The 18,411-nt window shown below is 69.1% G+C and carries 18 protein-coding genes and 2 pseudogenes; 14 read left to right on the top strand and 6 right to left on the bottom strand.

The annotated features are described in order from the left end of the window. The first annotated feature begins 278 nt into the window (after nucleotides 1-278). Nucleotides 279-713 (top strand): hypothetical protein, encoded by a 435-nt coding sequence (locus GQS65_RS00270; protein WP_158202671.1) that lies wholly within the window; start codon nucleotides 279-281, stop codon nucleotides 711-713. Between the two features lie 30 nt (nucleotides 714-743). Here the strand turns inward: GQS65_RS00270 and GQS65_RS00265 are convergent, their stop codons facing one another. After that, nucleotides 744-2,198 carry an RtcB family protein gene (locus GQS65_RS00265; RefSeq protein ID WP_158202670.1) on the bottom strand — a complete coding sequence of 485 codons (1,455 nt, stop codon included), beginning with the start codon at nucleotides 2,196-2,198 and terminating at the stop codon, nucleotides 744-746. 136 nt (nucleotides 2,199-2,334) lie between these two features. Here GQS65_RS00265 and GQS65_RS00260 point away from each other — a divergent pair, with 136 nt between their 5' ends. From GQS65_RS00260 to GQS65_RS00250, 3 genes are all read left to right on the top strand, one after another. Continuing rightward, nucleotides 2,335-3,120, top strand: coding sequence for a 2-phosphosulfolactate phosphatase (locus tag GQS65_RS00260; RefSeq protein ID WP_158202669.1), 786 nt, complete (start codon nucleotides 2,335-2,337; stop codon nucleotides 3,118-3,120). Between the two features lie 267 nt (nucleotides 3,121-3,387). Continuing rightward, nucleotides 3,388-4,695 carry a GTPase HflX gene (gene hflX / locus GQS65_RS00255; protein WP_158202668.1) on the top strand — a complete coding sequence of 436 codons (1,308 nt, stop codon included), beginning with the start codon at nucleotides 3,388-3,390 and terminating at the stop codon, nucleotides 4,693-4,695. Between the two features lie 61 nt (nucleotides 4,696-4,756). Further along, nucleotides 4,757-5,479, top strand: coding sequence for a helix-turn-helix domain-containing protein (locus tag GQS65_RS00250; RefSeq protein WP_158202667.1), 723 nt, complete (start codon nucleotides 4,757-4,759; stop codon nucleotides 5,477-5,479). Here the strand turns inward: GQS65_RS00250 and GQS65_RS00245 are convergent. Continuing rightward, nucleotides 5,476-5,685 (bottom strand): annotated as a pseudogene (locus GQS65_RS00245) (proline dehydrogenase family protein); the annotation flags it as partial. The gene GQS65_RS00250 and the pseudogene GQS65_RS00245 sit on opposite strands and share 4 nt — an antisense overlap. Before the next feature lie 101 nt (nucleotides 5,686-5,786). On the opposite strand from GQS65_RS00245, the gene GQS65_RS00240 reads away from it, so the two are divergent. From GQS65_RS00240 to GQS65_RS00220, 5 genes are read left to right on the top strand one after another with little or no spacing between them, the layout of a single operon-like run. Beyond that, nucleotides 5,787-7,106, top strand: coding sequence for an ABC transporter substrate-binding protein (locus tag GQS65_RS00240; RefSeq protein ID WP_158202666.1), 1,320 nt, complete (start codon nucleotides 5,787-5,789; stop codon nucleotides 7,104-7,106). 4 nt (nucleotides 7,107-7,110) lie between these two features. After that, the gene (locus tag GQS65_RS00235; RefSeq protein ID WP_158202665.1) at nucleotides 7,111-8,025 is read left to right on the top strand and encodes a branched-chain amino acid ABC transporter permease; all 915 of its coding nucleotides are present in this window, start codon (nucleotides 7,111-7,113) and stop codon (nucleotides 8,023-8,025) included. Further along, on the top strand, nucleotides 8,022-9,308 hold the full coding sequence (locus GQS65_RS00230; protein WP_449271784.1) for a branched-chain amino acid ABC transporter permease: 1,287 nt from the start codon (nucleotides 8,022-8,024) through the stop codon (nucleotides 9,306-9,308). The genes GQS65_RS00235 and GQS65_RS00230 overlap by 4 nt, the downstream gene beginning before the upstream one ends. Then, nucleotides 9,305-10,165, top strand: coding sequence for an ABC transporter ATP-binding protein (locus GQS65_RS00225; protein WP_158202664.1), 861 nt, complete (start codon nucleotides 9,305-9,307; stop codon nucleotides 10,163-10,165). The genes GQS65_RS00230 and GQS65_RS00225 overlap by 4 nt, the downstream gene beginning before the upstream one ends. A 52-nt stretch (nucleotides 10,166-10,217) precedes the next feature. Further along, nucleotides 10,218-10,976, top strand: a complete 759-nt coding sequence (locus tag GQS65_RS00220) for an ABC transporter ATP-binding protein (protein WP_158202663.1) — start codon at nucleotides 10,218-10,220, stop codon at nucleotides 10,974-10,976. A 39-nt stretch (nucleotides 10,977-11,015) separates the two neighbouring features. Here GQS65_RS00220 and GQS65_RS00215 read toward each other — a convergent pair. Continuing rightward, a pseudogene (locus GQS65_RS00215) lies at nucleotides 11,016-11,222 on the bottom strand (class I SAM-dependent methyltransferase); the annotation flags it as partial. A 161-nt stretch (nucleotides 11,223-11,383) separates the two neighbouring features. Here GQS65_RS00215 and GQS65_RS00210 point away from each other — a divergent pair. From GQS65_RS00210 to GQS65_RS00195, 4 genes are all read left to right on the top strand, one after another. Continuing rightward, complete coding sequence (locus tag GQS65_RS00210; protein ID WP_158202661.1) at nucleotides 11,384-11,836, top strand: 6-pyruvoyl trahydropterin synthase family protein; 453 nt, start codon at nucleotides 11,384-11,386, stop codon at nucleotides 11,834-11,836. A 2-nt stretch (nucleotides 11,837-11,838) separates the two neighbouring features. Beyond that, on the top strand, nucleotides 11,839-12,720 hold the full coding sequence (locus tag GQS65_RS00205) for a 7-carboxy-7-deazaguanine synthase QueE (protein WP_394351416.1): 882 nt from the start codon (nucleotides 11,839-11,841) through the stop codon (nucleotides 12,718-12,720). A 48-nt stretch (nucleotides 12,721-12,768) separates the two neighbouring features. Then, complete coding sequence (gene queC, locus GQS65_RS00200) at nucleotides 12,769-13,557, top strand: 7-cyano-7-deazaguanine synthase QueC (protein ID WP_158202660.1); 789 nt, start codon at nucleotides 12,769-12,771, stop codon at nucleotides 13,555-13,557. A gap of 70 nt (nucleotides 13,558-13,627) precedes the next feature. Next, nucleotides 13,628-15,373, top strand: a complete 1,746-nt coding sequence (locus GQS65_RS00195) for a MutS-related protein (RefSeq protein ID WP_158202659.1) — start codon at nucleotides 13,628-13,630, stop codon at nucleotides 15,371-15,373. A gap of 235 nt (nucleotides 15,374-15,608) precedes the next feature. Here the strand turns inward: GQS65_RS00195 and GQS65_RS00190 are convergent, their stop codons facing one another. From GQS65_RS00190 to GQS65_RS00180, 3 genes are all read right to left on the bottom strand, one after another. Further along, a complete protein-coding gene (locus GQS65_RS00190) occupies nucleotides 15,609-15,977 on the bottom strand; it encodes a DUF7522 family protein (RefSeq protein WP_158202658.1) in 369 nt (122 codons plus the stop codon). A gap of 78 nt (nucleotides 15,978-16,055) precedes the next feature. Then, a complete protein-coding gene (locus GQS65_RS00185; RefSeq protein WP_158202657.1) occupies nucleotides 16,056-17,336 on the bottom strand; it encodes an MFS transporter in 1,281 nt (426 codons plus the stop codon). 83 nt (nucleotides 17,337-17,419) lie between these two features. Next, on the bottom strand, nucleotides 17,420-17,803 hold the full coding sequence (locus tag GQS65_RS00180; protein WP_158202656.1) for an EthD family reductase: 384 nt from the start codon (nucleotides 17,801-17,803) through the stop codon (nucleotides 17,420-17,422). Between the two features lie 102 nt (nucleotides 17,804-17,905). Here GQS65_RS00180 and GQS65_RS21270 point away from each other — a divergent pair, with 102 nt between their 5' ends. Continuing rightward, nucleotides 17,906-18,271 (top strand): hypothetical protein, encoded by a 366-nt coding sequence (locus GQS65_RS21270; RefSeq protein WP_199268365.1) that lies wholly within the window; start codon nucleotides 17,906-17,908, stop codon nucleotides 18,269-18,271. Nucleotides 18,272-18,411 lie beyond the last annotated feature (140 nt).

The following is an 18,411-nucleotide window of genomic DNA, read 5'->3' as shown; positions in this document are numbered from 1 at the left end:
CGCGACCGTGACGGACCGTGGTTCGGTGGCCCCGAACGGTGAACGAGACGGCCATCGTCCCCGTGGTCGCACCGAGGGCCCGAGCGCGTCGACGTCCAGTTCGTCGGCCAGCGGCGGCGGGAGCGGCGGCAAGTCGGTGCCCGTTCCAGCGGCGACGGCGACGATGCGGGTGCCGACGGCGGAGTCGTCACGGTAGCACGGGAGTGGAGCCGGACCGAGCGACCCCACCCCGCTCGTGCAACGCCCGTCCTTACCCCGGCGGGAGACGTTCGGTCGCCATGGACGAGTCGAGACGCGCCAGTGACGAACGCGAGGGCGACCACGAACTCCACGAGACACTGCTCGGCGTCGCGGAGGGCGACCGACTGCGCGTCACGTTCGACGAGTCCATCGAGTACGACGGGACGACCCACACGGACGCGACGTTCACCGTCACGTCGGTCCACGACCCCGAGTCCGTCAGGAACCCGGCCTCGGACCACGACGTGCGCGCCACAGTCACGGGCTATCACGACGCCGAGGAGGTGGACGAGGCGGGGACCGTCGAGGGCTGGCGAATCAGGATGGAGCGCCACGGCGGGGAGTGGCAGTCACCGACCATCGTCGGCTACGGCGACGGTCGACACCCCGAGTTGGACCACGACGCTCCGGGACACGAGACGACGGAGGGAGTGGGTATCGAGTCGGTCGACGTCGAAGACAGCGAGGAGTGAGCGACGGGGCCGGAGCCGACGGGAGGGTGACTACTCCGTCGCCTTCAGGTTGTGGACCACGTCGAGGTGTTCTTCGACGGTCGCCGTCGGACCGATAGCCGCCGTGATGGCGGCGGCGGGCTTGTACGCCATCGGCGCTTCGTCCAGCACCGACTCGACGACGGATTCGGAGTAAATCCCGTCCATCGCGGCGGCGAACGCTTCGAGCGACCCGTCGCGGTGGGCCTGCCGACGGCTCATCGTCCGGCCCGCGCCGTGCGGAGCCGTCCGGTTCCACTCTGCGTTGCCCTTCCCGCGTGCGATGACCGACCCGTCGGCCATGTTGAACGGGATGACGAGACGCTGGCCCTCGCGGGCGGGCGTCGCCCCCTTCCGAACCGTCAGGTCCCTGAAGTCGATGTAGTTGTGCGTCGACTGGAACCGGTCTACGGGGTCGACACCGAGCACGTCACAGACGGCGTCGCTCATCAACTCGCGGTTCCAGCGGGCGTACTGCTGGGCGAACAGCATGTCGACGTAGTAGCCGTGGGCCTCGCGTCCGTCCAGCCAGTCGAGGTCGGTGTTCCGCCCGTCGACGTCGCCCTCGGGCGCGAGCGCACCCAGCGCGTCGAACGCGTGCTCGATGTCCTTCCCGTCCAACTCGCTGCGCAGGCGCTCCTTGTCGATGTGGGACTCGCCCATCCCGCCGGTGACCCACGCGTAGAGGTTCTCGTCGGAGACGGTGTCGGGGTCGAACCGCAGGTACTCGCGGTACTCGCTCGGGACGGCGTCCCGAATCGCCTGCGTGTTCCGGCGCTCGCTGGCACGCTTCTGCCAGAACTGTGCGGTCGCCAGCCCCAGGTAGCGCGACCCGCTGTGGACGACGAGCCAGTAGTCCCCCGACTCGCGTCCGCGGGCGAACTCGACGAAGTGGTTGCCGCCGCCGAGCGTCCCCGCCGAGCGGATGACGTGCCCCATGCCGGGGTTCCGTCCCGCGAGCACGCGCGCGCACAGCGACTCGAAGGACGCGGCGTCGTAGCCGTCGAAGTCGAACTCCAGCGGGTCGATGGGACGGCCGAACCGCTCCTTGTAGGCGGCGTCGAACGCCTCGAACGTCTCGTTGGCCCGCTCGAACGGGAACTCGTCGACGAGGTGGACGGAATCGTCGTGGTCGTGGGTGTTCCGACCCATCGGGACCACCTCGCGGACCGCACGCTCGCGGTCGGCGTCCGCCAGCGGGAGCGTGTCGCCGAGGTTCGTCGCGCACATCCCACAGCCGACGTCCACGCCGACGACGTTGGGGACGACGCGGTCGGGCAGCGGCATCGTGAACCCGATAGGTGCGCCCGCCCCCCAGTGCGTGTCGGGCATGACGCGGACGGGTTCGGTGAACGCCGGGTGGTCGAGGAGTTCCCGGATCTGTTCGAGCGCGCTCTCCTCGACGAGTGACTCGTCGTCGACCAGCACGCGGGCGTCCGTGTATTCGCCGGAGAGCTCTATCGCCATCGCTTGGCGACTCCTCCGGGCGACGGAGCCAAGAGCGTGCCGGTGCCCCGAGGGGCCGTGACGGCCGCCGAGAACCACCGTGAGAGACGGTCACATTCGTAGTGGCGCTTAACCGCCCCGCACCCCGACAGCGAGTGTGCAACAGCGCGACCCGCCCATCACCCATCGGACGGCGACCGAGCCGCTCGACCCCGGTGTCGTCTCGCTGCCGGCGACGGACGCCGGCCGCGCCGCCGACTGGACGTTCTACGAGACCTATCAGGCGCTCCCCGACCCCGGCGAGCAGGCCGACGGCGCGTACGTCGTCGTCGACGCCATCAACTTCTCGACGACCGTCGCGTGGCTGCTCGACCGGGGCGTCGCGTCGGTGACCCCCCTGCGCGACCAGACGGCCGCCGACGGCTACGCCGAGGCGCACCCCGACGCACTCGTCGGCGGCGACTACGCCTTCGACGGCGGCGACCACCTCGTCCGGAACTCGCCGACCGACTGCGCCGAGTCCGACCACGCCTGGCTCGACGCCGCCGTCGGCCTCCAGTCCATCAACGGCGCGAACGCGGTCCGGGCGGTCCGCGAGGACGCCGACTGTCTGGTCGCCTCGCCGGTCAACGCCGGTGCGGTCGCCCGGTGGCTCGACGGGCGCGACGAGGCCATCCACTTCGTCGCCGCCGGGACCCGCGGCGAGCAGGCGTTCGAGGACACCTTCGGCGTCTATCGCGTCGTCCACCACCTGCTCGACTCCCCCTCCTCGGTCACCGACGCGCTCCACCTCCGCCTGCTCGACCACGTCTACGCCACCGCGACCCACCTGAACAACCCGCCGGACCTCCACCCCGACCAGCGGGTCATCCGGGCGTTCGACTCGCTGGACGTGGTCCCGTGGCGCGACGCCGAGGGCCGACTCGTCGACGCCGCACGCTGACGTGGTACCACGCACCAGCCACGAGCAACACTGAAGTGTCACTGCTCACTCGTCGTAGACGAATGGAGACCTCTTCCTCGTCCCGCTGAGGGGACGACGCGCGGGCGCGTCCCGGACAGCACCGACCGCCGACGAGCGGTGACGCCGCCTGGCGTCGCGGGCCGTCCCGTCGGCGGGTATCGGGTTCAGAGCGTGCGCAGGGTTCGACGGTCCGACTCGCCGCCCCCGCGGGCGGCCGGTCGTGGCCGGTGACCCACGACACGACGGATGCAGTCAAGACACTCACCACAGGGCGGAACCGCGGTCGTCGCGGCCCGCCACACGGACGAACCGGACACGACCGAGATTCGCCGCCTCGCCGACGCGGCGGGCTACGAAGTGGTCGCCGAGCACACCCAGCGAACCCCCGAGGACGCGGGCTACGCGATGGGACGGGGCAAGGTCGAACGGGTCGCCGCGACCGCTGCCGACCACGACGCCGACGCCGTCGTCTACGACGGCGGACTGACGCCCGGTCAGTACAGCAACTGGGTGGAACTCCTCCCGCCGGGGACCGACCTGCTCGACCGTTACCGCCTCGTCCTCGGTATCTTCGCCGAGGGCGCGGCCGACCGCGCCGCGCAGTTGCAGGTCGAGTTGGCGACGCTGCGGTATCGCCTGCCACGACTCCGGCAGGTCACCGAAGAGTCGCTGTTGAACCGGGCGACCGAGAAGGGGTCGGTCGTCCTCGACGTCGAGGACCGTATCGACCGCCTCCACGACGAGTTGCGGGCGGTGAGCGACCGCGCGGAACGCCGCCGTGTGGAACGCCGCGAACGGGGGTTCGACCCCGTCGCCATCGCGGGCTACACCAACGCCGGGAAGTCGACCCTGTTGCACCGACTCGCGGACGACCTCTCGGTCGGGGCGCTCGACGAGGGCCACCCCGACCTCGACGAGACCGCCGCCGTCGAGGACCGCCTGTTCGAGACGCTGGAGACGACCACCCGCAGGGCGACCATCGGCGGTCGGCGCGTCCTGCTGACCGACACCGTCGGCCTGGTCGACGCGCTGCCCCACGACCTCGTGGCGTCGTTCAGCGCGACGCTCGACGCCGTCGCGGACGCCGACGTGGGCCTGCTCGTCGTCGACGCGAGCGACACGCTCGACGAGGTGCGGGAGAAACGCCGCGTCTCGCTGGCGGAACTGGACGACCCCCGTTGCGAACTGCTGGTCGTCCTCAACAAGTGCGACCTGCTCACGGAGGAGGAACTGGCCGCACGACGCGAGGACGTCGCCGAACTGGACCGCGTCGACGACGTCCTCGCGGTGAGTGCCGTCGAGGGGACCGGCGTCGAGACGTTGCGCGACCGTATCGGCGACGCACTCCCCGGCGAGACGCTCCGGGCCGAACTCCCGAACGGCGGCGAGACGGAGTCGTTCCTGGCGTGGGCACACGACCACGGCACCGTGACCGACCGGGAGTACACCGGCGAGACGATTCGGTTCGGCTTCGAGGCCCGGCCGGGGGTCGTCGAGCGTGCCCGGTCGCGCGTCGACGACCTTCGAGAGGGAACGGCAGACCGGTCGTCGTGAGACCGCAACGGTGGTGTGGGGAATGGTAACGTACATGGGTTTCGGGTCGACACCTACAGTGATGAGAGACCAGCCCAGCAGGGTGGGCACGCGACTGACGCTCGACCTGTGGCACCCCAACTGCTGGGCCATCGAGTCGACCGAACAGGCCGGTGGCGGCGTCCTCGCACACGCCATCTACGACTCGCCGACGACCGAGGCTCACTCGGACGTCAACGGCCTGTTCACCGCCTACGGCGAGACCACCGAGGAGGTCGAGCGACTCCTCGACACCATCGAGGCCTCGCCACACGCCGGGGCACTGCTGGAGCTGCAGACCCGGTTCGGCCAGCGTGACGGCAACACTCCCGGCCGGGTCGTCCGTGAGTTCTTCCTGGAGTACCACCCGAGAGACATGATCTGTCCCACGCTCCTCGAACACGGGTTCGTCCACAGCGCCCCCGTTCGTATCGAAGCGGGCCGGGAGACGTGGCAGGTCGTCTTCACCGGCGAAGACGACGCCATCGAACCGAACTTGGAGCGAGTCCGCGAGGACGGCCCCGCGGAGGTGACCGTCGAGAGCATCACGAGGACGGGGCCCACGACGGGTGGCGACGAACGCCAGCGTCGCCTCGACACGCTCACACCGACCCAGCGGGAGGTGTTCCGGTTCGCCCGCGAGAAGGGCTACTACCAGTGGCCACGCGGCACGTCGACGCGGGCCCTCGCCGCCGACCTCGACATCTCGAAGACGACGCTCCTCGAACACCTGCGGACCGCCGAGTCGAAACTGCTCGACCCCTAAGAGAGAATCGCTCGAAGCGCGAACAGCGCGTTCTCCTTGCGTTCGAGCACCCGCCGGTAGAAGTACGACGCCCACCGGTCGCCGTAGGGGACGTACTGGTACACCTCGTACTCCCGTGCGAGGTCGACCTGCGCGTCCTCCCGAACCCCCATCAGCATCTGGATCTCGAAGTCCGTCCCGTACTCCTCGTGGAGTTCGGTGGCTCGGCGAGAAAAGACGCCGACTCGTCGGGGGTAGTCGGTGCCGACCCGACCATGGTCGGGAAGGGGTTTAGCACGGTTCTGCCGAGACAGTCGGGTGATTACGTATGGTATCTGATGACACGAACCGTCCGAATCGACGGGCGGTGCTGAAGGGGGCGGGAATCGCGGGCGTCGCACTGACTGCCGGCTGTATCAGCACTCCCGAGGACGGCGAGAACGGCAGCGGTGGCGACGGGAGCGGGAACGACAGTGGCGGTGGCGAGGGGAACGACAGCGAGAGCGGCGGCGGGAACGGTGGCAGCGGGTCGGGACCGTACACCATCGGGATGGTCGACTCCTCGACCGGGTCGCTCTCGGCGTTCGGCCAGCGCAATCAGCGGGGGAAGGACCTCGCGCTGGCACGGGTCAACGAGGTCGGCATCGGTGGCAGTGATCTCGAAATTATCGTCGAGGACTCCGAGAGCCAGTCGCAGGCGGGCGTCTCGGCCGCCCAGAAACTCGTCAACCAGGACGGCGTCCCGTTCGTCATCGGCGCGGTCGGGTCGGGCGTCTCGCTGGCCATCTACCAGTCGGTCGTCGAAGGGACCGACGTCGTGCAGTTGAGTCAGAACTCGACGAGTCCGGACCTCACCGACTACCCCGGACTGCTCCGGATGTCGCCGACCGGCGAGACCCAGTCCGCGGCGCTGGCGGACATCATCGCGGAGGACGGCCACGACTCCGTCGCGGTCACCTGGATCAACAACGACTACGGGCAGGGTATCACCGACGCGTTCACCAACGCGTGGGAGGGTGAGGTGGCGTTCAACAACTCCCACGACCAGGGCCAGTCCTCGTACTCCAGCACCGTCTCCCAGCTGGCCAACTCCGGGGCCGACGCCTGGCTGTTCATCACCTACCAGCCGGAGTTCACGACGATGGCTCAGGAGGCGTACTCCAGTGGCTACGAGGCGCAGTTCTACGGTGCGGACTCCGTCCAGGGCCCGGACGTGCTCTCGAACACGCCCGAGGGGAGTCTCGACGGGATGAAGCTCGTCACCCCCTCGGCCGCCGTCGACCAGGACAACTACAAGGAGTTCGCCTCGACCTTCGAGGAGGAGTACGGCGAGTCACCGACCGCGTGGTCGGCGTACGCGTACGACTGTGTCATCACCGCCGCACTCGCCGTCGCCACCGCCGCGGAGTTCACCGGCGCGGCGCTCCAAGAGACCGTCCGGGAGGTGACGCGACCGGACGGCGAGCAGGTGACGACGTTCCAGCAGGCGATGGAGGCGCTCGGCGAGGACGGGTCGGCGTCGGACATCGACTACCAGGGGGTCAGCGGCCCCATCGACTTCGACGAGAACGGTGACCCGGTCGGCTACCTCCAGATATTCACCGTCGAGAACCACGAGTACACCTCGACCGGGTTCGTCGAGTCGTAGGTCGATGGCACTCCTCGAATACATCGCCAACGGACTGGTGTTCAGTAGCATCATCGTGCTGGCGAGCGTCGGCCTCTCGCTGGTCTACAGCATCGCCGACTTCGCCAACTTCGCCCACGGCGACACGATGACCGTCGGGGCCTACGCCGCACTCGTCGCGTTCGGCGTCATCGGTGGCCTCGGTGCGGAGATACTGGGCTTGCCGCTCGGGTTCTTCGTCGCGCTCGCGGTCGGCATCGTCGTCGCCGCCGTCGTCGCCATCCTCACGCACAAACTCGTCTACGAACCGCTCGATATCGACTCCATCGGCCTGCTCATCACCTCTATCGGGGTGGCGTTCGTCTACCGGGCGGTCATCCAACTCGGCTTCGGCGCGCAGGTGACGGAGTTCGACATCCAGGTGCTCAGACCCATCGACGCGCTCCTCCCGCTGGGAGTTCGGATGACGCTCCACGACGTGGCCATCCTCGTCTCGGCGGTGGTGCTGGTCACGGCACTCCACGTCCTGTTGCAGTACACCGACCTCGGCCGGAAGATGCGGGCGACCGCCGACAACCCCGACCTCGCTCGGGTCAGCGGCATCCGGACCGACCGTATCAAGCTCTGGACCTGGCTCATCGGTGCCGGTCTCGCGGGGGCTGGCGGGGGGTTCCTCGGCCTCTACAGCTCCGTCTCCCCGCGGATGGGGTTCAACATCCTGCTGGTCGTCTTCGCCGCCGTCATCCTCGGCGGTATCGGCTCCATCTACGGAGCGATGCTCGGCGGGTTCCTCATCGGTATGATCGACCAGTTGACGCCGCTGTTGACCGACGTGGGCATTCCCATCGGGACGGAGTACTCCTACGCCATCGCGTTCGTCATCATGGTGGCCGTGTTGCTCGTCCGCCCGAACGGCATCGCCAGCGAGGTGGGGTCGTGAGCGTGACCACCCGTTCACCGGCGCGGTGGGTGGCGAACCGCTCGCGGGCCGAGCAGGGCGTTCTCGGGGTCGTCGTCGTCCTCTCGGCGCTCCTGGTCTGGGGCCTGCTCTCGGGCGGCCTCGGCCCCGCGTACTTCCTCTACCTGCTCGGACTGGTCGGGATGTACGTCCTGCTGTCGTTCGGTCTCAACGTCCAGTGGGGGTACGCCGGGCTCATCAACTTCAGCGTCGCCGCGTTCTTCGGCCTCGGCGCCTACGGAACCGCACTGCTGTCGGCCGGCAACTCGCCGCTCGCGGGCGGCTTGCCGCCACTGCTCGGGCTGTTCGCCGGACTCGCGCTCGCGGGGGTCCTCGCCGTCGTCATCGGTATCCCGACGTTGCGTCTGCGAGCGGACTACCTCGCCATCGCCTCGCTCGGCCTGGCCGAAGTCGTCAGGCTCGTCGTCCTGAACCAGAACGGCTGGACGAACGGCAGCGCCGGTCTGAGAGCCATCCCGACGTTCTTCGAGGGCTGGCCCGTGCTCGGGTCGTTCCCCGAGCAGATGCCGACGCTTGTCGTCGACCGGATTCTCGTCACGATCCCGTTCGTGACCCAGTTCGAACTCCTCGGCATCAGGCTCGGCACCTCGTTCTGGCAGGGAGTGCTCAACGTCGGCCTCGTGCTCGTCTTCGTCGGGGTGACGTACCTGCTGTTGCGACGGGTGCATCGCTCGCCGTGGGGGCGCGTCCTCCGGACGGTCCGGTCGGACGAGGACCTCGCGGAGGCGCTCGGGAAGAACACCTACGCGTTCAAGATGCAGTCGTTCGTCCTCGGCAGCCTCATCATGGCGCTGGCGGGCGTCTTCTACGCACACCTCAACCTGTTCGTCAGCCCCGGCGACCTCGAACCCATCAACACGTTCTACGTCTGGATCGCGGTCATCCTCGGCGGGAGCGGGTCGAACCGGGGGGCGATGTTCGGCGGGTTCGTCGTCATCGCCATCCGCGAGGGGACCCGGTTCCTCGGCGACGTCCTCCCCGAGTCGTTCCCCGTCGCACTGCCGAACGCACTGTCGCTCGTGGAGACGACCTACGCGACGGTCGTCTCGAACATCGCCTCGACCCGACTGCTCGCCGTCGGCCTCATCATCATCCTCGTGATGCGGTTCCGCCCCGAAGGTGTGTTGCCACCTCAGCGGGAGCTCATCTGGCCGCGTGCGACCGAGGAGGCCACCGAAGGGCCGACCTCGGGAGACGGACCGACGGTCACCGCCGACGGCGGCGACAGGGGTGCGGACCGATGAGCGAGACCGACTCCGACGAGCGAGCCAGCGAGTCGGGCAGCCCAACCGACGAGACGACCCGCGACCTCGACGGAGCGAACCGCTCGAAAGAGGACGTCGTCCTCCGGGTCGACGAGCTTCGCAAGACGTTCGGCGGCCTCGTCGCCACCGACGACGCCAGCTTCGAGGTCGAACGCGGGACCATCACGGGCCTCATCGGCCCGAACGGCGCAGGGAAGTCGACGCTGTTCAACCTCGTCAGCGGCTTCTACGAACCGGAGGCCGGTCGCGTCGAGGTCAACGGGACGGACGTGACCGGCGCGGCCCCCCACGAGGTGGCCGAGCACGGCCTCGTCCGGACGTTCCAGACCCCGCGTAAACTGGAGGGGATGACCGTCCGCGAAGCGATGCTCGTCGGCCCACAGCGACAGGCCGGCGAGTCGTTCTTCGCGCTGTTCACCGCGACGGACGCTGTGACCAGCGAAGAGCGAACGAACCTCGAAGACGCCCACCGGATGCTCGAAGAGTTCGGTATCGGTGACCTCGCTCGACAACCCGCGACAGACCTCTCGGGCGGGCAGATGAAGCTCGTCGAGTTGGCACGAGCGATGCTCGCCGACCCCGAGATTCTGCTGCTCGACGAACCGGTCGCGGGCGTCAACCCGACGCTGGCGAACACGCTCGCCGAGCACATCGAACGGCTCAACGAGGCGGGGACGACGTTCCTCGTCATCGAACACGACATGGAGTTCATCATGAACCTCGCCGACCCCATCATCGTCCTCGACCAGGGCCACGTCCTCACCGAGGGGACACCCGAGAGCGTCCGCTCCGACGAGCGTGTCATCGACGCCTACCTCGGCGGTGGTGGCGCGTGAGGTCGCTCGCGTGTACGTCCGACGGAGCTACCCACCCCACGGAGGGCGTGCGATGAGCGACGAGACGACCACCACGTCGTCGGCCGAGGCGAACGACGGAGTCGACGACGCGGTACTCACCGTCGAGCACGTCGATAGCGGCTACGGCGACGCCCAAGTCCTCGACGACCTGTCGCTGGCGCTCGCCGACGGCGAGGTCGCCTGCCTCATCGGGCCCAACGGTGCGGGGAAGTCGACGGTCCTCAAGACGGTGTTCGGGATGCTCCAGCCCTGGACCGGCCACGTCCGCTTTCGGGGTGCGGACATCGGCGGGATGGCCCCCGAGGACATCGTCAGGGAGGGCATCGGCTACGTCCCGCAGACCGAGAACGTGTTCGGGTCGCTCACCATCGAGGAGAACCTCCGGATGGGCGGCGTCGCCCGCGACGACGACCTCACGCCGGTCATCGACGACCTCTACGACCGCTTTCCCATCCTGGCGGAGAAACGTCGGGCGAACGCGAACACGCTCTCGGGGGGCCAGCGGCAGGTCCTCGCGTTCGCCCGTGCGCTGGTGATGGAACCGGACGTGTTACTCATCGACGAACCGTCGGCGGGACTCGCACCCAACACCGCAGACGAGGTGTTCGAGGACGTGCTCGCGGTCAACGACCTCGGGACGGCCATCCTGATGGTCGAACAGAACGCGAAGAAAGGCCTCGCCATCTCCGACCGCGGCTACGTCCTCGACCAGGGGACGGTCCGGTTCGAGGACGACGCGGATGCCCTGCTCGACAACCCCGAGGTGTCGCGGCTCTACCTCGGCGGGTGAGACGGCTCCTCACCACCACACCGCGGTTGTCGGGGCGGCGGCGAGTTCGAGTTGCCGACGCGAGAAGTCCAGCCCCACCGCCCCGGGCGGGAGGTTCACGAGCGTCCGTGCGCCGTCGCCACACTCCACGTCGAGCACTTTCGGGTCCGCACCGAGCGCGTCGAGCGACTCGTCGACGAGTCGTGAATCCTCCCCGTCGGCCCGGCGGTTGGCAGCGGCGGCGACGATGTCCCACGCCCGCCGCATGGCGACCCGTCCGTTCGTCGTACGCGAACGGTACGGTCGCTACGGCGATCGCCGTTGTGCTCGGAACGGTCACCGGGGGCGAACCGACCGACTACAGCCCGGTCCCCGTGCACTCGGTTCCGAACCCGAGTAGATAAGTAGTCCCAGAGGAACACCAAGGTATGACTGAGATAACACTGGGAGAACCCGACACGCTCGCCGAGGCGGGCGAGCGGGTGTTGACGGTCGGTGGTGACCGACCCATCCGCATCAGCGCGGGTCACCGCATCCGCCACCACGACGGGAAGTGTTCGCGCCCACACGGCCACAACTACCAGGTTCGCGTCGAGGTTCGCGGGACGCTCACCGACGAGGGCTGGGTGGTCGACAAGGGCGACGTGACGAGCATCGTCGACGAGTGGGACCACCGTTTCCTCGTCGAAGCGGGCGACCCGCTCGAAGCAGCGTTCGAGGCCTCCGGCGACGCCGACGCGCTGGTCGTGCTCGACCACCCACCCACCGCGGAGGTGATGGCCGTCGTCCTCGAACGCGAACTGACCGACCGCCTGCCCGACACCGTCACCGACGTCTCGGTGGCCGTCGCCGAGACGGGCGAACTCCGCGCGGAGTTCTGACCGTGCCCGTCAACGACGACGCCACGCTGGTCGACCCGACCGGCGAGTCGAACGAGGGAGACACGCCCGGCGAGACGGTTCCCGAGGACGTCGACGCCGACGAAGCCCTCCCCGTCAACGAACTGTTCTGCTCGTTGCAGGGCGAGGGGACGCTCGTCGGCACGCCGAGCGTCTTCGTTCGTACGAGTGGCTGTAACCTCCGCTGTTGGTTCTGTGACTCCTACCACACCTCGTGGGAACCCACCGGAGCGTGGCTCTCGGTCGACGACGTCGTCGAGCGAGTCGAAGAGTTCGGCGTTCCCGAGACCACCGGGGGCGCGGGAGCCAGCCAGAGCGCGGAGCGGTCTGGCGCTGCCGGACACGTCGTCCTGACGGGCGGCGAACCGCTCGTCCACGAGGCGAGCGTCGACCTGCTCGACCGCCTCGCCGACCGGGGCTACCACACCACCGTCGAGACCAACGGCACGATTCACCGCGACGCCGCTATCGACCTCGCCAGCGTCAGCCCGAAACTCGCCTCCAGCACGCCCACACCGGAGAACGCACCCGAAGGGGTCGACCCGGGAGTCTGGGAACAGCGCCACGAGGACCGTCGCATCGACCACGACGCGTTGACTCGTCTCGTCGAGGACTACGAGACGCAACTGAAGTTCGTCGTCACCGGCCCCGACGACGTGCCCGAAATCGAGGCGCTGGTCGAGGAGCTACGTGAGCGTGCCAGCGTCCCGATTCCGAACGACCGCGTGTTGCTGATGCCCGAAGGCGTCACCCGCGAACAGGTCGACGAGACCCGCAACACGGTGGCGGACCTCGCGCTCGAACACGGCTACCGCTACACGCCACGACTGCACGTCGACCTCTGGAACGACGCGCCGGGCACCTGAACCGACCACAGCACCGCACGACTCCACCACGGACCACCGACACACCCGATGACCGACGACCACGATTCGACCGACCGCACCGAGACGAACGACCGAGAGACCACTACGGATGGATGCGAGCGACCCCGTGCCGTCGTCCTCGTCTCCGGCGGGATGGACTCGGCCACGGCCGTCGCCGAAGCCATCGACCGGGGCTACGACCCGCTGTTCTTCCACACCTCCTACGGCCAGCGGACCGAGACCCGAGAGGCCGAGTGCGCCGCGGTGCTCGCCGAGGCCTTCGACACCCTCGACACACTCCACGTCGAGACGGACCACCTCGCACGCATCGGGGCGTCGTCGCTCACCGACGACGCGATGGCCGTAGCGGACGCGGAGATGAGCGCGGAGGACGGAGGCGGGGAGAGCGACGGCGAGGAGGAGGTCCCGAACACCTACGTCCCGTTCCGGAACGCGAACCTGCTGTCGATGGCCGTCTCCTACGCCGAGGCCCGGGAGGCCGAGGCCGTGTTCGTCGGCGCACACTCCGAGGACTACGCCGGCTACCCCGACTGCCGTCCCGAGTTCTTCGAGGCGTTCGAGCGGGTCGTCGACGTGGGGACGCGCCCGGGGACGACCATCTCGATAGAAGCGCCGTTCGTCGAGTGGTCGAAGACGGACATCGTCGAACGTGGGACGGAACTGGGCGTCCCGTTCGAGCACACCTGGTCGTGTTACCGCGACGAGCAACCGGCCTGCGGGACGTGTGACTCCTGTGCCTACCGACTCCAGGCGTTCCAGCGGGCGGGCGAACACGACCCTATCGAGTACGCCGAGCGGCCGAACTACGTGGACTGAACTGCGGATCCGGACCTGACACCGAATCGAAGTCCGTGACGTTAAGCCACGCCGCCCGCCATCCCCGACAATGCGACTGGAGGACTACTGGGGCGTCGGACCGAAGACCGCCGCGTTGCTACGCGAGGAACTGGGCGAAGAGCGGGCCATCGAGGCCATCGAAGCCGCGGACGGTCGGACGCTCGTCGCCGCGGGCCTCCCGAGCGGCCGCGCGACGCGCATCCTCCGGCGCGTCCAGGGCGGCGACGGGATGGACCTGCTCGCCACGCGCGACGCACGCTCGGTGTATCGTGACCTCGTCTCGCTGGCCAAGTCCTACGCGGTGACGGGCTACGCCGCCGACCGGATTCGCGTCCTGACACCGCTCCGTGACCGCGACGCCATCGAGGAGCGTCTTTCGGAGGTGACCGAAGCGGTCGACTCGTGGCAGGCGCTGGACGACGAGACCCGCGAGGCCGTCGTCGCCGCCTTCGAGGCCCACGACGACCGAGCGGGCACGGCGGCGGCCGTCGAGACGGCACTCGCGCTCCGCGAGACGGGCGTCGCAGCGGGTGTCTTCGCCCCGCTCGCGGACCTCGACGCGGACACCCTGCGCGAGTCCGCGGTCGCCCTCCGTGCACTGGAAGCGGAGGGCGTCGGCGAGGGGGCCGACGAGGAGTTAGACCGGCTCCGCGAGGCGCTCGGCGAGGTCGAGGACATGACCGCCGACGCGGGCAGCGTCGCCGAGTTCGTCCAGTCGTCGGCCCGCGACGCCAGCGACTTCCGCGACGCGCTGTTGCGCGAGGTGACCGGCACGAGCGTCGAGCGCGAGGCCGTCCGCGACGCGATGCCCGACGAGGCCATCGACACCACCGCGTTCGTCACCGAGACCCTGCGGACGCTGTCGGCGGACCTCCGCGAACAGGTCCACGACCGGGAGCGAGCGGTCCGAGAGTCCCTCGAAGCGGACGTCGAGGCGGGCCGGGAGGCCGTCGACGCCGCCGTCGAGACGGTCGACGACGTGGCGTTGCAGGTGTCGCTCGCACGGTTCGCCGTCGCGTTCGACCTCCACCCGCCGACGCTGGTCGAGGGCGACGCGCTGGCGATGCGCGGCGCACGGAACCTCGACCTCGTGGCGGCGGACGTCTCGGTCCAACCCGTCGACTACGCCGTCGGCGACCACTCGCTGGGCGGCGAGGCCCCCTCGGGCGACCGCGTCGCGGTCCTCACCGGGGCGAACTCCGGTGGGAAGACCACGTTGCTCGAAACGCTCTCTCAGGTCGCACTGCTCGCCCACATGGGGCTGCCCGTCCCCGCCGAGGAGTGCGAGGTGGGACTCGTCGACTCGCTCGTCTTCCACCGACGGCACGCCTCGTTCAACGCAGGGGTACTCGAATCGACGCTGCGCTCGGTCGTGCCGCCGCTGACGACGGAGGGCCGGACGCTGATGCTCGTCGACGAGTTCGAGGCCATCACCGAACCGGGGTCTGCGGCGGACCTCCTCCACGGTCTCGTCACGCTCACGGTCGAACGCGACGCGCTGGGGGCGTACGTCACCCACCTCGCCGAGGACCTCGAACCGCTACCCGAGGTCGCTCGGGTGGACGGCATCTTCGCCGAAGGGCTGACGCCGGACCTCGAACTCGAAGTCGACTACCAGCCACGGTTCGGCACCGTCGGGCGCTCCACGCCGGAGTTCATCGTCTCGCGGCTGGTGGCGGAAGCCAGCGACACGAACGAGCGGATGGGCTTCGAGACGCTCGCGGCGTCGGTGGGGCAGGAGGTGGTCCAGCGGACGCTCGCGGACGTGCGGTGGTCGGCGGAGGAGTCCGACTGAACGCTAAAAGTCGCCGAGCGAGGTCTGATTCCGCCTCAGCGCCTGCGCCTCGGAGCCAAGCGAGACGCAGCGGTCCGCGAACTCGTCGGCGAAGCCGTGCTGGGTGTATCCGCAGCGTCACCCAGGTCACCGGTCGCCTCCAGTCGCCGGGAGACGGCGACCAGTGCGGTGTACTCCATCGGTCGCCCCTACGCAGAGCGGACGCAAGCGCCCACACCCGGCCGACGCGTCGCGGTCAGTTCTCGCGGAGGACACCACGCATCGCCGTCGCCACCTCGCTGAACTGCGCGATGGGCATGCGGTCGGTGGTGGCGAACGCGCCGCGGTCGGCCTCGACGACACGGACGACGTAGCCGTCGGTGAACGCCCGGACCGTGAACGCGTAGTCACCGAGTTCCGACGGCCCGTACTCGCCGGCGGCACCGAACCAGAGCCGTTCGTACTCGACGAACCGCCGGACGTCGGCCCCCGAATCGAGGTCCGACCGGAGGTACAACTGCTCGTAGTCGTCGGGCGTGAACGAGACGAGACTCCGCAGGTCGTCACCGATAGCCGCCCGTGCGGCACTGACCAGTGGCTCTCGTAACTCCTCGTGAACGGTCATGGCCGGCGGTAGGTCAGCCGTGACGATAGCCGTGCCGTCTGCTAGCACACGAGAACGTCCGTCGACCGGACCGACCGCTCACCACTCGGTGAGCGCCCCCCGGCCGTGGTTCCACGAGAGGACGCCGAGGAACGTGACGACGGCAGTGAGCGCCGCCCCGCCGCCGAGGTAGAACACGTACTCGATACCGGGACCGGTAGTGAGCAGACCGGCCGCGATGGGTGCGAGGACGCTCCCCGGCCGCCAGACGAGTTCCCGGATGCCGAAACTGGAGGCGACGCCGCCGTCGTCGGTGCCCTCGTCGGCGAACAGCGCCATGCTCGCCGGTTCGCGGACGGAGTCTGCGACACCCAACAGGCCGTTACAGACGACCAGCGGGACGAACGCCGGCGAGAGGTCGAGGAACGCCGACGAGACGCCGGCGAGCGAGGGAATCGCCGTCGGCGCACCGACCGTGGCCCCGATAGCGGGTGTGAACGGGACGAGGAGCGCGACCAGTCCGTACGCACCGCCGCCGAGGAAGACGAACAGCGCCCGACCGTATCGGTCGGACAGCGCTCCGCTGTAGGGCTGACAGAGCATGTTCGTCAGCCGTTCGGCGGTGTAGAGGACGGCGACGACGAACGCGGCGTAGCCCAACCCGCCGTCGAGTGCGTCCAGTCCGGCGTAGACCAGCACCCAACTACGGACGAGCGTCACCGCCACCGAGTACTGCGCGCGAAAGGAGGTGAGCGTCAACAGTCGCTCGTTGAGTGCGAGTCCGGCGAACGGGTTGCCACGGACGCGGGTGCTATCACGCTCGACGAACGCGGCGACGCCGACGATGGCGACGAGCAGGAGGACGACGAGGACGCCGTACACCACGTCGAAGCTGTACTGCTGGTAGAGATACCCCGCCGAGAGCGCCCCACCGACGCCCGCCGCGAGACGGAAGGCGTTCGCTCTCCCGATGCGGTTCGCACGCTCGTCGTCGGGTGCGAGTTCGCCGACCATCGCCAGCGAGAGGATACCCGTCGTCGTCGCCCCGAGTCCCTGCAAGCCACGAGCGAGGACGACACCGAGACTCCCCGCCGCCAGCGAGAACGACGCGTACGCCAGCACCGAGAGGCCGAGTCCCACGAGGAGGACGGTGCGTTTGTCGTAGCGGTCGCCCGCCCACGCCACGGGAACGACGGCGGCGGTCTGCGCGACGGTGAAACCGGTGTAGAACAGGCCGAGGACGAGTCCGGAGGGGTCGTAGAGGTTGATGTACGTCGGCAGGAGCGTCGCCAGCGTGGCGAAGCCGAACCCGGCCGCGAAGCGTGTGAGATACAGCGCTCCGAACTGTGCTCGTCCGGCGACACCCGACCCCTCGTCCATAGACCCGCTCCGAACAGCGTGCGAAAAGGGCTTGCGAACCGGGATTTCCCGGCAAGCGACAGGGTGGTCGCCGGCGTCCCGAACTACGTCGGCCCGCGCGGTTCCCTCCGGTCACCGTTCGGACCTTTCGAGGGCTCCCCGCGGTCGCCCTCGCTCTCACCGACCACGACGTGTTCCTCGACGACCATCTGGAGCATACTGTCGCCGGTGAAGTTCGCTAAGTCGCGGGCCGTCTCGCCACCCTCGGTGGAGTCCATCGCCGCCTGGAGCGCCACCTCGTCGTCGAAGTAGAGCTGTGCGAACCCGTCGTACTGCGAGCGGTCGGGGTCGGTCGGGAACGAGACGGTGTACCGTCGCAGCCCCGGCAGTTCGCTGGCGACGGGCGCGTGTTCGTCGAGCCAGTACTCCCGGAACTCCTGGACGGACATCCCCTCCGCACGCGAGAGGCCGAACACGAGCTTGTGCATGCGGTTCGGTGGGCGACGAGCGGACGTAACTGTTCGGGCCACCGACAGGCCACGAGACGAGGTCCAGCGAATTGATATGCCCGCACCGAGAACGCGGCGACAATGGAGTGCGACAGACGGACGTTCGTGCGTGCCAGCGCCGCGGGCGTCGCCGCCGTCGGAACGGCGGGGACGGGCGTCGCTGCGGCACAGGAGAACGGCAGCGGCAACCAGTCCGGCGGCGAGAGCGGCGGGACGGGCAACCAGTCCGGCGGGGGGAACGCCAGCGGCGGGGGTGGTGGCGGCGGCGGTGCCGGCGAGGGACCGACCGTCGACACGCAGGGCCTGCTCGTCATCTTCGGCGCGGCCGTCATGGCCGCCCTCTCCCCCGTCGTGTTCGGCCTCCTGTTGCTCGCCCGTGGCCGTGGCGGGTCCCAGGACGGCGACGAGACGACCCGGAGCGGCGGCAGACGCTACGACGGGTCGTAGCTCGGATTCGTCCCCGTCTCCCGTCGTCGCTCACCGCAGTCGTCGAGAGCCACCCATCTCGCGGCTCACGGCTGACTTCGTCCACCGGTCGCTACGGCGTGGCTCTCGCCCGTTCGCTCCTCGGTCCCTCCGAACCTCGC

The organism is Halomarina oriensis (assembly GCF_009791395.1).
Lineage (GTDB): Archaea > Halobacteriota > Halobacteria > Halobacteriales > Haloarculaceae > Halomarina > Halomarina oriensis.
The sequence above is the reverse complement of the archived record's forward strand: the minus strand, read 5'-3'. Positions and strand labels throughout refer to the sequence as shown.

What these genes read in the sequence shown, in the direction of transcription:
- GQS65_RS00270 (WP_158202671.1), top strand. Translation starts at nt 279, where the DNA reads ATGGACGAGTCGAGACGCGCCAGTGACGAACGCGAGGGCGACCACGAA.
- GQS65_RS00265 (WP_158202670.1), bottom strand. Translation starts at nt 2,198, where the DNA reads ATGGCGATAGAGCTCTCCGGCGAATACACGGACGCCCGCGTGCTGGTC.
- hflX (WP_158202668.1), top strand. Translation starts at nt 3,388, where the DNA reads ATGCAGTCAAGACACTCACCACAGGGCGGAACCGCGGTCGTCGCGGCC.
- GQS65_RS00250 (WP_158202667.1), top strand. Translation starts at nt 4,757, where the DNA reads ATGAGAGACCAGCCCAGCAGGGTGGGCACGCGACTGACGCTCGACCTG.
- GQS65_RS00240 (WP_158202666.1), top strand. Translation starts at nt 5,787, where the DNA reads ATGGTATCTGATGACACGAACCGTCCGAATCGACGGGCGGTGCTGAAG.
- GQS65_RS00235 (WP_158202665.1), top strand. Translation starts at nt 7,111, where the DNA reads ATGGCACTCCTCGAATACATCGCCAACGGACTGGTGTTCAGTAGCATC.
- GQS65_RS00225 (WP_158202664.1), top strand. Translation starts at nt 9,305, where the DNA reads ATGAGCGAGACCGACTCCGACGAGCGAGCCAGCGAGTCGGGCAGCCCA.
- GQS65_RS00220 (WP_158202663.1), top strand. Translation starts at nt 10,218, where the DNA reads ATGAGCGACGAGACGACCACCACGTCGTCGGCCGAGGCGAACGACGGA.
- GQS65_RS00210 (WP_158202661.1), top strand. Translation starts at nt 11,384, where the DNA reads ATGACTGAGATAACACTGGGAGAACCCGACACGCTCGCCGAGGCGGGC.
- queC (WP_158202660.1), top strand. Translation starts at nt 12,769, where the DNA reads ATGACCGACGACCACGATTCGACCGACCGCACCGAGACGAACGACCGA.
- GQS65_RS00195 (WP_158202659.1), top strand. Translation starts at nt 13,628, where the DNA reads ATGCGACTGGAGGACTACTGGGGCGTCGGACCGAAGACCGCCGCGTTG.
- GQS65_RS00190 (WP_158202658.1), bottom strand. Translation starts at nt 15,977, where the DNA reads ATGACCGTTCACGAGGAGTTACGAGAGCCACTGGTCAGTGCCGCACGG.
- GQS65_RS00185 (WP_158202657.1), bottom strand. Translation starts at nt 17,336, where the DNA reads ATGGACGAGGGGTCGGGTGTCGCCGGACGAGCACAGTTCGGAGCGCTG.
- GQS65_RS00180 (WP_158202656.1), bottom strand. Translation starts at nt 17,803, where the DNA reads ATGCACAAGCTCGTGTTCGGCCTCTCGCGTGCGGAGGGGATGTCCGTC.
- GQS65_RS21270 (WP_199268365.1), top strand. Translation starts at nt 17,906, where the DNA reads ATGGAGTGCGACAGACGGACGTTCGTGCGTGCCAGCGCCGCGGGCGTC.